We start from the raw sequence: 13898 nt of genomic DNA on the forward strand, positions 1-13898 counted from the left end.
TTTTAGCCCTAAAAAAGGGTTATTAGGAATCACCACGTACCTATTGAAGGTGTTCTCATGAAAAAGCTCGAAGAAATCGCCAAGGAACTGGGGGCCGAGATTCTTAAGATTGGAAGGCCCGTCAAGACCGTCGAACAGGCCACAAGGGAGACGGGCGTTTCCAAAAAGCAGGCCATAAAGTCGCTCGTTATCGTAAGCGAGAGCGGGCCCCTCCTCGTCATAGTGGACGGCGAGTCGAGGGTCAGCATGTCAAAACTTGAAAAAAGTTCGGAAAGTGCAGGTTCGCCAGGCCAAGGGAAGTCAAAGAGCTCACCGGCTATGATGTCGGAGGCGTCCCTCCAGTTGGCGTTCCCCTCAAGACGGTAGTCGACCCGAAGGTTCTGGAAAACGAGTACGTTATCGGCGGTGGCGGCACCACTGAGAGGTTTCTGAGGATAAAGCCAGAGAAGATAGCCGAGTACCAGAAAGCAGAGATTCTTGACGTGAGCGAGTAGTGCGGAATGTCCATAGACACCCTGACAGGCCAACCGGTGATTATCCAGTCCTATCTGAAGACTTTTCAATGTTTAAATGTCCACATCGAATAAACCCCACAGAAAGCTTTCACTATTCAACGAAAACCGTTATAAATGCCAAAAGCGATACACTAATGCCGAATTAAAAGCTTTTGAGGTGGTCAAAAATGGCCGAGAAGAAGAAAAAGAGGGTTCTGATTTTGGGCGCCGCCGGAAGGGACTTCCACAACTTCAACGTGTTCTTCAGGGACAACCCTGAGTACGAGGTCGTCGCCTTCACCGCCACCCAGATTCCGGACATCGAGGGCAGGCTCTACCCGCCCGAGCTCGCTGGAGAGCTCTACCCGAACGGTATCCCCATCTGGAGCGAGGACGACCTTGAGAAGATAATCAAGGAGCACGACATTGACATCGTCGTCTTCGCCTACTCCGATGTCTCCCACGAGCACGTCATGCACCTCGCCAGCAGGGCCCACTCAGCCGGTGCCGACTTCTGGCTCCTCGGCCCGAAGAGCACCATGCTCAAGTCCAGCAAGCCGGTCGTTGCCGTTACCGCAGTCAGAACCGGCTGTGGAAAGAGCCAGACCAGCAGGAAGGTCGCCCAGCTCCTCCAGGAGATGGGCTACAAGGTCGTTGCCATAAGGCACCCGATGCCCTACGGCGACCTCAGGAAGCAGGTCGTCCAGCGCTTCGCCACCTTCGAGGACCTCGACAAGTACGAGTGCACCATCGAGGAGAGAGAGGAGTACGAGCCCTACATCGAGCGCGGTATGGTTGTCTACGCGGGCGTTGACTACGAGAAGATTCTCCGCGAGGCCGAGAAAGAGGCCGACATAATCCTCTGGGACGGAGGAAACAACGACTTCCCGTTCTACGAGCCCGACCTCTGGATAGTCGTCACCGACCCGCACAGGCCCGGCCACGAGCTCAAGTACCACCCTGGTGAGACCAACTTCAGGGCCGCTGACGTCATAATCATCAACAAGATTGACACCGCCAACAGGGACGACATCCAGAAGGTTCGTGAGAGCATCGAGAAGGTCAACCCGAACGCCACCGTCATCGAGGCTGCCTCGCCGATATTCGTCGACAACCCAGAGCTCATCAAGGGCAAGCGCGTTCTCGTCGTCGAGGACGGTCCGACCCTCACCCACGGCGGCATGAAGTACGGAGCCGGGTACGTTGCAGCGAAGAAGTTTGGAGCCAAGGAAATCATCGACCCGAGGCCCTACGCCGTCGGCTCAATCGTCGAGACCTACAAGAAGTACCCGCACCTCGACGTCATCCTCCCTGCTATGGGCTACGGCAAGAAGCAGATTAAGGAGCTCGAGGAGACCATCAACAGGGCTGATGCCGACGTCGTCATCATGGGCACCCCTGTTGACCTGCGCAGGTTCATGAACCTCAACAAGCCAGCTGTAAGGGTCCGCTACGAGCTCGAGGAAATCGGCCAGCCCAAGCTCAAGGACATCCTCGAGAACTGGGTCAAGAACTGCGAGAAGCTTAAGAAGGAGTGAAGTTTTTAACCTCCGCTCCTAATTTTTCTTCATGTTCGACGTGGTCATTGAAATCTGGTGTCTGATTTGGGTTCTCAACATCGCGGGCTTTGCGTGGGTCACCTACGACGTCATCAAGAAGCAGAAGCTTATGCCAGACTCGGAGAAGGTCATGTGGATTCTTTTGGCGTTTCTGTTTGGCTCCTTTGTTGCCCTCGTCTACGCCATCTCAATTAAGCTGAGCGGGAAGTATGAGGAAGTCGAGTTCGAGAAGAAGGAGAACGAAGATGTCAAAGTGTGGTAGAAAGCCTTTTATTGTGAAGCGCCCAACTCAAATCGCCCGGGGAGCACCGCCGAGGGCGGAGTCAATGAACTCGGGCGGGTTATTACCGTCCCGCCGACTCCTTCCTTTTTATTGCATTGACAGTGAGAGTCGGCTTCCCTCCTCCCAGCTTCATTGGAGGGCTTTCGGGGGGAACGGTGACTCCCCACATCTTCAAGGCTCTCAAGCGAATATTCCAACTCCCAACCACGTCCCTATCGGCTTCAAAACCACAATTCAAACACTTCAAAATCCGGTGCCCATTCGGGCTTAATTTCTCTCCACATATCGGGCACAGAGAAGAAGTGTAAGCAGGGTTTACAAAAACGACTCTAACACCCTTCAGTTTGGCTTTGTATTTGATGATTGACTGGAGTTTGCGAAAACTCCACCTGTGAAGTCTCCCATTCATCCCAGCTGAATATCTAATCGAATCCCTGATTTCAATCAAATCCTCTAAAGCAATCCCACCATACTTCTCCGCCAGCTCGATGATTTTATTGGCAAGCTTATGGTAAAGGTCGTTAAGCCTGTTCTTTTCCCTTCGCCCGTATTTTTCAAGGAGTTCTCTCCTCCTCTTTCCAGCCTTAAATTTCTTCTGGATTTTCCTTCTCTTCATGAAGTAACCTGTCCTAATCTCCCGCTCGTGGGTGATGATTTGAACAAACTCTCCATTAGGGAAGGAAAGCGTTACGTTATTCTCATTCAAATCCACTCCAACAAAGGCTTTCGGCTCTTTAACCTCGACTTCCTTCGAGAAGACGACGTTTAGGAAGACTCCCTTCGATGTTCTCACTAACCACGCTTGACCAACCCCCCAGTTCTTGAACTTCTCGTGGTATTTTGCGGGATAAAACTCTAACTGAACCCTCCCGCTTGGAGTGGAGAGTTTTACGGTCTTGTTCTCCAAGTCGAGTTTGAACAGGTGGTCGTCGAGCATAATAACTTCTTTCTTGAAAACTGGTCTTCCCCTCGCTTTACCCTTCTTTTTCCTCTTCCTGAAGCTTTTAAAGATTGCAGTCGCCATCTGGCAGGCCGTGTAAAGGTAGTGACTTGGGAGTTCTGGATACTCTTTGCGAAGACTTTTGTAAGTTTCTTTTTTCAGCCTGTAGAAGCTTGTGGTGTTGTTTTCGAAAGCATAAGTGATGAGAAAGTTCACGATTTCACGATAAGTGGAGAAAAGGCATTCTAAACCCTCTGGAATTTCCCTAAGCTTGAATTTGGCAGTAAGTTTAATTGTTTCAAATGACATTGAAAACCACACAAAGATCTAATTTGGAGTATTTAAATCTTACTATAATGTCTTCGTGGACAATTCCAATTCCATATAATTGTACTCTCTGGGAGGAGGGAAATGATAAATCGGGCTGTATTTTTGATGTCCATCGGTGGAGCAAGTTTTGCATACGGCGTTATGAACTTCTTGACAGCAGCTACGGAGCTCTGGAAAAAGCGCTTTCCTACTACCGCTCAAGCTCAATCTACAAAGATAAATCAGAGCTCCAACATCTTCAGCGCGCCTACAAAGATGTCCTCCCCACCGCGACGAAGGATTTTCACGAGATAATTGGAGGATGGCGTCTCAGCGGTGCCGGGGTTTTACTGGGCTGGTATGCCATGTTGAACGGTGAATATCTGACTACATGGAGCGAAGAACTCATGGAGGACGTATCCGACGTAAAAACCACAGGTTATATCGTTGACATAGGTCTCATAATCGCGGGGCTGGCATTCATAATGATGATACTATCTTACCTTCGAGTCAGCAGCTATGAGAGAGAACTCCTTGCGATAAGGCTTAAAGACTCAAAAAATGCTGAAATTTCGATAAAGGTTTAATTTTTCATTCTCCCACCGTTCCCCTTTGCGTTCCGAACCTATTTAACGCCTTTGCATTGAAGCGTTTATAAATGGTGAGAACTCACACTTCTCAAAGTTTATAAAGAGGTGAGAACCGGAAGTTCTCACTCCCCTATGACCTGCACTATAACGCGCCTGTGCCTCGGCCTCACGTCCAGCTCGACGAAGAAAATCTGCTGCCAGGTTCCGCGCACGAGCCTGCCGTCAGCGACCGGGAAGCACTCGCTAGCTCCCAGCAGGGTGGCACGGAGGTGGCTGTGGGCGTTGTCGTCTATCCTGTCGTGGAGGTAGCCCCTCCCCTTCGGAATCAGCTCCTTCAAGGCCCGCTTGAAGTCCTCCAGAAGGCCGGACTCGTGCTCTATGGTGACTATCGCGCCCGTTGCGCCGGGGACAAAGACGAGAACCTGGCCGTTCTCTATTTCGGACTCTTCCACAATCCTCTCGACGTCGCGGGTTATGTCAACGAGGTCAATCTCACCCCTCGTGGAGAAGTGAAGCTCCTTTGTCACGACCCTCATGCCACCACCCAAGGAGGACTCCGAGCGCGAAGCCTATTAGGTTTGCGCCCATGTCCGCGAAGGAGAAAGTCCTGCCGGGGACGAAGAGCTGGAGGGACTCCAGGACAACGGGCAGAGGAACGAGATAGCGCCAGAGAGACCGGCCCAAAAAGCCCAGTACCGCAAACTCGGCCAGATGCACCAGCTTGTCCCCGTTCGGCACGGGGGACGACGGAACAGCGGGCATCAGGTTCAGAAAAAGAAGGAGAACCACATAGGGAACAAGAATCCTACGCCTCAAAGGTGCCTCACCAGCCGCTTGAGCTTCTCAACGACCTCAACGGGGTCTCTACCGAAGAGGTAGACAAGGGGCTCAACGCCGAGGCCGCCCTCGTCGACGACGGCGTCGTAAACATCGTCCCTGAAGACCCCCACTATCCTCTCAATGGCCTCGTCCTCGCCCAGCCCGCCGGTTTTAACCCTCGCGACTTTAAAGCCGGCCTTTTTGATGGTCCCCTCAACGTCATCACCATACCTTATGTTCAGAACGCTCCTGATTTCAGGCCTTATCCCGGCCAGCTTCACGAGGATCCCCGCAACAAAGCGGCTCGCGCCGAACTCCGGCGGTAGTGCGAAGGCCTTCCCCTTGACGGAGGTTATCCTACCCGGAATCGCCGCGACGTCCTCTGGGCTCTTCGGGGACGGGAGGGAATAGGCGAAGTTGCTCCGTACCTCCGGAATAAGGGACGGGAACTTTTCTTCCCTGAGGAGCTCGTTTAGGGCGGTGTTCAGAACCTCAAGAACCTCCCCTCTGCTCGGAACCATGGAGAACAGCGAGCGACAGGCCTCCTCGCTCACTCCGGCGTATTCAGCGTAGAATTTGCACAGGAAACCGTTCTGGAAGAGCTCCATCAAGCGCCTCGTCACAAGAAGAACCGCTTCCTCCCTGCTCCCGCCGAAGAGTATGAAGGAGGCAACGTCATTTGCCAGGTCTTCAAGTCTCTCGGCTACCTCCGCCGGGGGCACCTTGTACTTCCCGGCCAGGTACTTGCTCACCATGGCCTGGGTCATGCCGAGATAAGATGCAATCTGCGACTGCCTCATGCCCTCTCGGTATAGTCTCTCAGCTATTTTAGCCCTCAGAAAAGGCATCAGCTCCTCAGCAACGTAAACGCTGGGCGTCCTCATGCTATCACCCTAAAACCAGGTTATTGAACGTTCCAACTCGATGTTTAAATTTTTGCCTCAACAAGCAAATGTCAAAAAAGACTTAAAAACCCATCGATTTTTACATCGGAAGGGCTCTTATGGAATGGAAAGGACGCGACGTGATAAGCATTAGGGACTTCTCAAAGGAGGACATCGAGTTCCTTTTGAAGGTCGCCGAGAGGCTTGAGGCGGAACTGAACGAAAAGGGCTCTCTTGACTACGCGAAGGGAAAAATCCTAGCAACGCTCTTCTTTGAGCCATCAACGAGAACCAGGCTGAGCTTCGAGAGCGCCATGCACCGCCTCGGGGGCTCCGTTATCGGGTTCTCATCGGCATCGAGCACGAGCGTCAAGAAGGGAGAGAGCCTGGCAGACACTATAAAGACGGTCGAGCAGTACAGCGACGTCATAGTGATACGCCACTCGATGGAGGGCGCCGCGAGGCTAGCGGCGGAGGTGGCCGAGATACCGGTCATCAACGCCGGCGACGGGAGCAACCAGCACCCCACCCAGACGCTCCTCGACCTCTACACAATAAAGCGCGCCTTTGGGAAGATTGACGGCCTTACCATCGGCCTACTCGGCGACCTCAAGTACGGGAGAACTGTGCACAGCCTCGCGGAGGCCCTGGCCTTCTATAACGTGGAGCTGTACCTGATTTCTCCAGAGCTTCTGAGGATGCCGAAGCACATCATAGAGGAGCTCCAGGAGAAGGGCGTCAAAGTCCACGAAACCAGCGACCTTGAGGGGGCAATCCCGGAGCTGGACGTTCTCTACGTCACCAGAATCCAGCGCGAGCGCTTCCCGGACGAGCAGGAGTACCTCAAGGTCAAGGGCAGCTACCAGGTGAACTGCGAAGTCCTCAAGAACGCCAAGGAAACGCTCAAGGTCATGCACCCTCTCCCAAGGGTTGACGAGATACACCCTGAGGTTGACAAGAGCAAGCACGCGCTCTACTTCAGGCAGGTTTTCTCTGGTGTCCCTGTTAGAATGGCCCTGCTCGGGTTAACGCTGGGGGTGCTTTGAATGGCCGAGCTTAAGGTTACTGCCATTAAAGAGGGAACCGTTATAGACCACATCCCAGCCGGAAAGGGGCTTAAGGTCATCGAGATACTCCGCCTCAACAGGCCGAACGGAGGGGCGCTGCTCCTCGCCTCGAACGTCAACAGCAAGAAGCTGGGCAGGAAGGATATAGTCAAAGTGGAGGGCAGGTTCCTGAGCGAGGAAGAGGTCAACAAGATAGCCCTCATCGCCCCGACCGCCACCGTGAACATAGTGCGGAACTACAAGGTCTCCGAGAAGTTCAAGGTCGAGATTCCGGACGAGATAACAGGAATACTCCGCTGTGCCAACCCGAACTGCGTCAGCAACCACGAGTACACGGTTTCAAAGTTCTACGTCGTCTCAAGGGAGCCTCTCAAGGTGCGCTGTCACTACTGCGAGAGGACGATGGAGGAGGAGGATATACTCCGGAACCTCTGAAGAAAACTTTAAAACTACACCCCCTTTATTTTAATTGTGAGTAGTATGAGAAAAAACTCACGAGTATTATTGCTGCTCATAGTCACCACTACCATTCTTGGAATTATATACCTAGGGACTAGTCATTTTGAGGAAGTCCCCCTCTCAGAAAGCCACGAAACTGAAGACGTCAGAGTCTACGTAATGCTCAAGGAGGAAAACGCTGTTTTTGAAACAGCCATATTTAAGATAAACGTTGGCAAAGCAAGGATAAACGAGACAAACGTCCCAGCTTTGGCGTACAGCGGGAAACCAGGCCGTGTTCATCTTCGAGTAGGGGGAGAAGTCGTAAACTGGAACGGGGTTAGATTCGATGTCACAGGCGATTTTTCCCTGGAAACTGAGGGAGGAAAAAGCTATTTAGTGGCACTCACCCTCGTTCATAAACCCGGGGTCTTTGTAATAAAGCCAGATTCACGACTAAGTGGCATCATAGGTGAGGACATACCGGACACGCTTCTCCTAGATGACAAATTCTTTGTAAATAGGGCAATGGCGAAGGCCAACGCAACGGAAGAGCTAAAAATAAACCGGGAACTGAGAGAAAAATACCTAGGGTTGTGGGAGCAAACTAAAAATCTGAGTTATCTTCTGGCCTACAGGGACTTAAGCTATCACCTCAAGATGATTTCCATGCTCGGGAAAGCTGGAAAACTAACAGACACTGCCCTTAAAACATACGTCCTTGATATAATTGCCACAGACTACTATTATTCCAGGTTCACGAAACCAGGGAAAAAAGACCTGATACTGGTTTTTTCGAACGAGTGTCCGTATTACGGAGCCATTAAAGTCACAGATGGTCCCATAAAGAGCCACATGCCCTTCATATACTACCGCGGGAGAGGGTTTAACTTATACCCCGTTTCAGCTCTTCACTGGGCACACGTATATTTTGAGAAAGATCGCCCCAACGTGGCCGTTGAAATTCTGCAGGAACTCCAAGATTTCATTGAACACGGAAAGTACCAGACAACCGAGTACGCCATCTTTCCAGTATACTTCCACTTCCAAAACGCCAGCATCCCATGGGTTTCAGGCTATGCCCAGGGCCTAGGCGCTGGACTCTACGCCCTCGCCTACAACATCACGGGGAATGAGAGTTACCTCCAGACTGCCAAGCTACTCCTGAACTCCTTTGAACTGCCTCTAGAAAGGAACGGCTTTGTTCTTCAAACCCCATATGGGCCATGGTACTTGGAATACAACTACTACCCAGAGCAACTCGTCTTGAACGGACATATAATCTCCCTCCAGGGACTCTACTATTACTGGAAAGTAACGGGCGACCAGAGGGCCTACAAACACTTCATAGAAGGCGCCTTAAGCGTTAAGCGAGCCCTCCCATTCTTTGACACCGGGAACTGGAGCAGATACGCCAGTATCTACAACTCCTCCAGCATCTTCTACCACCGTCTTCACGTAAGGCTCCTCGTCTGGCTCTACGCAAAAACGGGAGAGGAGGAGTTCATAGAGTACGCAAAGAGATGGAATGGTTACCTAGAAGAGAAGGGACTTAAAAAAGAGGACATAGAGGCTCTACTCCAACAGATGCGGAAGACGCCTTAAAACGGGTATCGTGGCGGCCAGTCCTATGAAAACATCAATTGCACTCTGCACCGAGTTGGGCAAGCCTATAGCCACCCAGAAGGGGACGTGCGTCCAGTCCTCAACTGCCTGAACCACCTGCTCCCTCGGCAGGCCAAGCCAGATTGGAAGCGCCACGTAGTAGTTGAGGGCCAGCGTCAGCGGAATCCTAAGGGCAACACCCACCACGTACGCGACGAGACCGAAGAGGACGGCCCTTCTCGGATTCCTCAGGTCGAAGCCAACGGTTCTCCTCGCAAACTCAAGGCCCAGGAGAACCGTGAAGGTGGCGGTCGTCTTCATCATTGCTCCGAGCCAGCTCGCGGAGGAGACCACGCTGAGGCCCAGGAAGAGCAGGCCGAGGGCAAAGAGGCCGCCCCAGAAGCCCAGTATCAGGTAGGTGACTATTATCGGCACTGCAACAACGTCAATCTTCATTCCCCATACCGTCGGAAAGTCTATCGGGGCGACGTCGAGGAGGAGCGCGAGACCCAGCATCACACCTGAAATCGCCATCTCTCTCGGGCCAACTTTCATTCACACCACCGAGACAAATTTGTTCCATAATTTTAAAAGGTTTGTTCCAGAAAAAGAACAATTTTCTTAAAAACATCCGCCCGGAACACTCACCGATGTTCACCCCAGAAACAATATCGAAGCTCGTGCAAGAGATACGGAGGGAGCACAGCCTCCCGGACAGCCCCTTCAGGATAGATGAAGTCAGATACGACGAGGAGGAAGACAAGCTCTTCATAATCGCCCACGACAGGACGGATAAGAGTGTGGTCATAGGCAACAGCCTCGTCATCGGGAAGCTCCGGGAGAGGCTTGGGGTCAAACAGGTTACCGTCTACTCAAACCTCGACCTGGAGATAAAACGGAGGACGCTTGAGGAAGCCGAAAAGCTAATATCCGGCACGGAGTTTGAGTTTCTCCTCCCGATAATAGAGGCCGAGAAAAGATTCCCTCCAAGGAAATGGCCCAACGTTAAGGGGGACATCAAAACGCTCGTCTTCCTGAGCTTCAACGCAAAAGCTCTCCTTGGATTCGCCAAGCGGCTGGGACTACCATACGAAGCCATCGGAATCCGCTATGCCTTCCCAAAGCTGGAGTATGAGCCCGTGGAAGCGGAGCCAAGGAAGATTTTCTTTCCCGACGAGGAGAAGCTCACCATGTTTGCAAAGGAGAAGGGGACGAGACTCGTCCTAGCAGATTTCCCGTTCGGCCTGAAGTTTAAAAATGAAGTTGCGCTCCTCAACCCATTCCGCTTCCTTCACGTAGGGTTCTTCGAGCTGAAGTACCTCTTCGGCTTTGAAAAGCCCGTAATCTACGATAAAAAGGCCCTCGTGGACTTCGTGGTAAGCCTGACCTACGAGGGCCTCATGGAGTCCACCGATGGGGCAAACATAATCTGGAGGATGTGGAGAAAATGATCATCGGAGTCGTTGGAAAGATTGCCGCGGGAAAGACGACGGTTGCAAAGTTCTTCGAGGAGAAGGGGTTCTGCAGGGTCTCGTGCAGCGACCCGCTCATAGACCTCCTCACCCACAACGTCTCGGACTACTCCTGGATCCCGGAACTGCCCGAGAAGGCCGAGCCGACCCGTGAGAGGCTGATAGAGTTCGGAAAGTACCTAAAGGACAAGTACGGCGGCGACATACTCATCCGCCTTGCCGTAGACAAGAAGCGGAACTGTGAGAACATTGTCATAGACGGCGTCCGCTCCAAGGAGGAGATTGAGGCGATCAAAAGGCTCGGCGGAAAGGTCATCTATGTCGAGGCGAGTCCGGAGATAAGGTTTGAACGCCTGATGAAGAGGAAGGCCAGCAAGGACAGAGAGATAAAGAGCTTCGAGGACTTCAAGAAAATGGACGACGTAGAGGAGAGCCTTTATCACACGAGCAGGCTGAAGGATTTAGCCGACTACGTGATAGTAAACGAGGGGACGCTGGGGGAGCTGAAAGGACAGGTTGAAAAAATAATCGAAGAGGTGGTCGGGTGAAGCTCCTAATCCTCGCCCCCTGTCTTCTGAGCCCCTTCTACGTCTACCGCGGACCAAAGGAGAAGGAGTATAAAACTGCAAAGCTCCTGAGAGAGCTGATTGGAGAGCTGGGCGACGAATGGCAGGTCTTAGTATACCCGTGTCCCGAGTTCGAGCTGATCGGCTGGCCAAGGGCGCCGGCGAGCAGGGAAGTTTATGAGAGGCTCGGCATGCGCGAGAGGGCGAAGGTAATAGCGGACTTCATAGGGAGGGTTCTGACCGAGGAAAAGCCAGAGAAAGTCATTTTTGTTGGAGTTAAAGGCTCGCCGACCTGCGGTGTCTTCCACACGAGCTCAAGCGACCCCGAGGGCTACCCGTACCGGGCGATGCAGGAGTTCTTCTACCTGAGCAAGGACGAGAGGATAAAGCGTTCTAAGGAGCTCGTGGAGGAGCAGAACTTCAAACTTGTGAAGATGCCCGGCATACTGTTTGAAATCCTGATGGCGAGGTTCCCGGAGGGTGTCTACATCGAATTTGACAATGAGGACATTGAGGAGAGCCTTGAGAGGCTAAGGGAAACCCTATCCAAGCGCTCATAGTCCACGTCCCCATTCGCCACGGAGCATGGAGAAAAAGCAAACCCGCTGCGAGCCACTCCGGCTTTTGCTAAGTCACAAAGAAACCAGCAAAGCTCCCAGGACTATCAACAACGCCCCAAAACTGTTCTGGGTGTAAGTTCTTCCTTCAAAACTGACCACGAGAGAAATATCGCCAGGGCGACGCTCGTCTTGTCTATTGCTATTACGGCTGGAACGCGGCCGTCCTTAACTGCCATGAAGTATAAGAGCCACGAGAGCGCCCCGCTATCCCGGAGAGGGCTATGAAGAGCAACGCCCTGCCGTTGATGCTGGAAACGTCGGTCCTACCCTGCCACACTGCAAGGAGGAAAAGGAACGCGAACATTATGAAGGCCCTCACCATCGTCGCGACGGTCGAATCAACGTCCTTCAGGCCGAGTTTTCCGAAGATGGGAACAAGAGAGGCAAAGAAAGCCGAGAGAATGGCATAGAAGATATAGGCCTTCATCTCACGCCCGCTCCACGGCGTTCCTAACAAGCTTCTCCGCCTTCTCCATCAGCTCTTTCGCTTTCTCCTCGGTGTGAGCCTCAAGGGTGATGCGCATTATCGGCTCAGTCCCGCTCGGACGGAAGAGTATCCACCAGTCCGAATTCTCTATTCTTATCCCGTCTATGTCTATAAGCCTCTCGTAGTCGAAGCTATTAAGAGCTTCCTGAGCTATCAGCTCCATCGCCCTAGCTTTCTTCTCGTTGGGGCACGGTATCTTCGCCCTCAGCGTCACGTAGCGTGGGACTTCCTTGGCCAGCTCGCTCAGCGGGCCGAGCCTGTCAATCATCTCAAGGACGAGCGCCCCGGCAAAGATGCCATCGGGAGTGAGGTTCCACTGGGGGATTATCCACGTCCCGCTCGGCTCTCCGCCGAAAATCCCGCCGTGCCTGGCCAGCTCGTCCGCGACGGCCACATCCCCAACGCGAGTCCTTATGACCTCGCCGCCGAGGGGCCTGACGTAGTCATCTAAAGCAAAGCCGGCATCAACGGTGGTCACGATTTTGCCCTTCCCGAACTTCCTCAGCATGTAGCCGGCCATGAGCGAGAGCATGACCTCATACTCAACAAACTTCCCTCGATCGTCTACAACTCCAATCCTGTCCGCGTCGCCGTCGTGCGCTATGCCAACGTCGGCCTTCATGGCCTTGACCGTCTTCGCCAGTGCGGAGAGGCTCTTAGCGTTAGGCTCAAGCTCCCTCACGAAGAAACCCGTCGGGTGGGAGTTAAGGCTTATAACGCGGTTTCCAAGCTCGCGCTGGAGGTACGGGGAAAGAATGCTCCCGGCACCGTTTCCAGAATCGACGACGACGGTGTAAGAGTTATCGAGGTGGACCATCTCAAGGGCCTTTTTTATGTACTCGGCCTTCGGGTCGGCCCTTCTGAGGCTTCCAATCTCGTTCCAAGGGGCCTTCCTGAAGTTGCCAGACTCCAGAATCGCCTCAAGCTCGTTCTCCATCTCAGGGGTGTACGCCATCCCGTTGGGCTGCCACACCTTTATGCCGTTGTATTCAGGCGGATTGTGAGAAGCGGTGATAGTAACGCCAGCGTCCGCACCGTAGAGCCTGATTGCAAAGCCCGTGAGAGGGGTCGGCGCGAGGCCGATGTCTATAACATTAACTCCCGTGCTCAGGAGTCCACTTATTACCGCCCGCTTGAGGGTCTCACCGCTCGTTCTCGTGTCCTTACCGACCACCACCGTGCCGCCACCGAGGTACGTTCCAAGCGCCTTTCCGACTTTGAGGGCAAGCTCCGGCGTCAGCTTCTCGTTGACGACCTCTCGAATCCCGCTGGTTCCAAAGTACTTCCCCATGGGCACCACCTAAATTAGATTGACGAAGATGAAATTAAGACGTAACAGGAGAGAGTAAAAGGGAAAAAATATAACGCTTTCGTCACTTCTTGACGAGGCGGTAAATGCCAACGGAAACGGTGTAGCTGTCCACGTTAACTGGAGCTTTGTAGTCAACTCTAACCTGGAAAGGCTGGCTTGAGCCGTAGATAAGGCTGTTAGTCTCGGACTCCGTCAGGACATTGCCGTTCTCGTCCAGGATTGTTATTTTCTCCACGGTCCCCTCGCTCTCGGCGGTTATCTTGTACTTGCCCGGCTCAAGCACGTGGCTGAGGTAGAAGACGTCGCCACTCACGGTCTCGGTCTTGACCTCGACTGGAACCTTATCGTAGGCTGTATCGTAATAGTACTGCATTCCAAAGATTGCCGCAACTCCGATGAAGAGGAGCAGGAAGAAGCCGACTATCAGTTTCTTCAGGATTCCCATTTTCTCAC

General features: G+C 52.9%; 19 protein-coding genes and 1 pseudogene. 11 read left to right on the forward strand and 9 right to left on the reverse strand.

The window, feature by feature from the left end:
• Positions 1 to 57 precede the first annotated feature (57 nt).
• The 4 genes and pseudogenes from TEU_RS01150 to TEU_RS01160 all read left to right on the forward strand — a co-directional run bounded on the left by TEU_RS01150 (position 58) and on the right by TEU_RS01160 (position 2315).
• Positions 58 to 366, forward strand: a complete 309-nt coding sequence (locus TEU_RS01150; RefSeq protein WP_265100829.1) for a YbaK/EbsC family protein — start codon at positions 58 to 60, stop codon at positions 364 to 366.
• Positions 330 to 494: pseudogene (locus TEU_RS11960) on the forward strand (hypothetical protein); the annotation flags it as partial. The gene TEU_RS01150 and the pseudogene TEU_RS11960, both read left to right, overlap by 37 nt.
• Before the next feature lie 188 nt (positions 495 to 682).
• The gene (locus TEU_RS01155; protein ID WP_050002042.1) at positions 683 to 2032 is read left to right on the forward strand and encodes a cyclic 2,3-diphosphoglycerate synthase; all 1350 of its coding nucleotides are present in this window, start codon (positions 683 to 685) and stop codon (positions 2030 to 2032) included.
• 31 nt (positions 2033 to 2063) lie between these two features.
• On the forward strand, positions 2064 to 2315 hold the full coding sequence (locus TEU_RS01160; RefSeq protein WP_050002043.1) for a hypothetical protein: 252 nt from the start codon (positions 2064 to 2066) through the stop codon (positions 2313 to 2315).
• 82 nt (positions 2316 to 2397) lie between these two features.
• Here the strand turns inward: TEU_RS01160 and TEU_RS01165 are convergent, their stop codons facing one another.
• Positions 2398 to 3585, reverse strand: a complete 1188-nt coding sequence (locus TEU_RS01165) for an RNA-guided endonuclease InsQ/TnpB family protein (RefSeq protein ID WP_050002044.1) — start codon at positions 3583 to 3585, stop codon at positions 2398 to 2400.
• A gap of 47 nt (positions 3586 to 3632) precedes the next feature.
• Between TEU_RS01165 and TEU_RS01170 the strand changes: the two genes are divergently transcribed.
• Positions 3633 to 4172, forward strand: a complete 540-nt coding sequence (locus TEU_RS01170) for a hypothetical protein (RefSeq protein ID WP_050002045.1) — start codon at positions 3633 to 3635, stop codon at positions 4170 to 4172.
• Positions 4173 to 4297: 125 nt separating this feature from the next.
• Here the strand turns inward: TEU_RS01170 and TEU_RS01175 are convergent, their stop codons facing one another.
• The 3 genes from TEU_RS01175 to TEU_RS01185 are packed head-to-tail and all read right to left on the reverse strand — an operon-like array spanning position 4298 to position 5878.
• Positions 4298 to 4711: a secondary thiamine-phosphate synthase enzyme YjbQ gene (locus TEU_RS01175; protein WP_050002046.1), complete on the reverse strand. Its 414-nt coding sequence runs from the start codon at positions 4709 to 4711 to the stop codon at positions 4298 to 4300.
• Positions 4668 to 4991, reverse strand: coding sequence for a VanZ family protein (locus TEU_RS01180; protein ID WP_050002047.1), 324 nt, complete (start codon positions 4989 to 4991; stop codon positions 4668 to 4670). Before TEU_RS01180 ends, TEU_RS01175 begins: the two co-directional genes overlap by 44 nt.
• Complete coding sequence (locus TEU_RS01185) at positions 4988 to 5878, reverse strand: thiamine-phosphate synthase family protein (protein ID WP_050002048.1); 891 nt, start codon at positions 5876 to 5878, stop codon at positions 4988 to 4990. Before TEU_RS01185 ends, TEU_RS01180 begins: the two co-directional genes overlap by 4 nt.
• Positions 5879 to 5997: 119 nt before the next feature.
• Here TEU_RS01185 and pyrB point away from each other — a divergent pair, with 119 nt between their 5' ends.
• From pyrB to TEU_RS01200, 3 genes are read left to right on the forward strand one after another with little or no spacing between them, the layout of a single operon-like run.
• The gene (gene pyrB, locus TEU_RS01190) at positions 5998 to 6924 is read left to right on the forward strand and encodes an aspartate carbamoyltransferase (RefSeq protein WP_050002049.1); all 927 of its coding nucleotides are present in this window, start codon (positions 5998 to 6000) and stop codon (positions 6922 to 6924) included.
• Complete coding sequence (pyrI, locus tag TEU_RS01195; RefSeq protein WP_050002050.1) at positions 6925 to 7380, forward strand: aspartate carbamoyltransferase regulatory subunit; 456 nt, start codon at positions 6925 to 6927, stop codon at positions 7378 to 7380.
• Positions 7381 to 7425: 45 nt separating this feature from the next.
• Positions 7426 to 8988, forward strand: a complete 1563-nt coding sequence (locus tag TEU_RS01200; RefSeq protein ID WP_050002051.1) for a D-glucuronyl C5-epimerase family protein — start codon at positions 7426 to 7428, stop codon at positions 8986 to 8988.
• Here TEU_RS01200 and TEU_RS01205 read toward each other — a convergent pair.
• Positions 8959 to 9543: a hypothetical protein gene (locus TEU_RS01205; RefSeq protein WP_050002052.1), complete on the reverse strand. Its 585-nt coding sequence runs from the start codon at positions 9541 to 9543 to the stop codon at positions 8959 to 8961. The genes TEU_RS01200 and TEU_RS01205 overlap by 30 nt on opposite strands.
• A 95-nt stretch (positions 9544 to 9638) precedes the next feature.
• Between TEU_RS01205 and TEU_RS01210 the strand changes: the two genes are divergently transcribed.
• Genes TEU_RS01210 through TEU_RS01220 form a run of 3 tightly spaced genes read left to right on the forward strand, consistent with a single transcriptional unit; the run spans position 9639 to position 11586 of the window.
• Entirely contained in the window at positions 9639 to 10439 is an 801-nt protein-coding gene (locus TEU_RS01210) for a hypothetical protein (protein WP_050002053.1), read from the forward strand.
• Positions 10436 to 11008, forward strand: coding sequence for an AAA family ATPase (locus TEU_RS01215; RefSeq protein ID WP_050002054.1), 573 nt, complete (start codon positions 10436 to 10438; stop codon positions 11006 to 11008). Before TEU_RS01210 ends, TEU_RS01215 begins: the two co-directional genes overlap by 4 nt.
• Positions 11005 to 11586 carry a hypothetical protein gene (locus tag TEU_RS01220; RefSeq protein ID WP_050002055.1) on the forward strand — a complete coding sequence of 194 codons (582 nt, stop codon included), beginning with the start codon at positions 11005 to 11007 and terminating at the stop codon, positions 11584 to 11586. The genes TEU_RS01215 and TEU_RS01220 overlap by 4 nt, the downstream gene beginning before the upstream one ends.
• Before the next feature lie 104 nt (positions 11587 to 11690).
• Here TEU_RS01220 and TEU_RS12095 read toward each other — a convergent pair whose 3' ends face one another.
• The 4 genes from TEU_RS12095 to TEU_RS01235 form a co-directional block, all read right to left on the reverse strand.
• Entirely contained in the window at positions 11691 to 11822 is a 132-nt protein-coding gene (locus TEU_RS12095) for a hypothetical protein (protein ID WP_449449953.1), read from the reverse strand.
• The gene (locus tag TEU_RS01225; RefSeq protein ID WP_449449955.1) at positions 11789 to 12073 is read right to left on the reverse strand and encodes an EamA family transporter; all 285 of its coding nucleotides are present in this window, start codon (positions 12071 to 12073) and stop codon (positions 11789 to 11791) included. The genes TEU_RS12095 and TEU_RS01225 overlap by 34 nt, the downstream gene beginning before the upstream one ends.
• A gap of 1 nt (position 12074) precedes the next feature.
• Positions 12075 to 13424 (reverse strand): phosphoglucosamine mutase, encoded by a 1350-nt coding sequence (gene glmM, locus TEU_RS01230; RefSeq protein WP_050002056.1) that lies wholly within the window; start codon positions 13422 to 13424, stop codon positions 12075 to 12077.
• 82 nt (positions 13425 to 13506) lie between these two features.
• Positions 13507 to 13890 carry a hypothetical protein gene (locus TEU_RS01235; protein WP_050002057.1) on the reverse strand — a complete coding sequence of 128 codons (384 nt, stop codon included), beginning with the start codon at positions 13888 to 13890 and terminating at the stop codon, positions 13507 to 13509.
• Between the last annotated feature and the right edge of the window lie 8 nt (positions 13891 to 13898).

Origin of the sequence: Thermococcus eurythermalis (genome assembly GCF_000769655.1) — an archaeon.
Lineage (GTDB): Archaea > Methanobacteriota_B > Thermococci > Thermococcales > Thermococcaceae > Thermococcus > Thermococcus eurythermalis.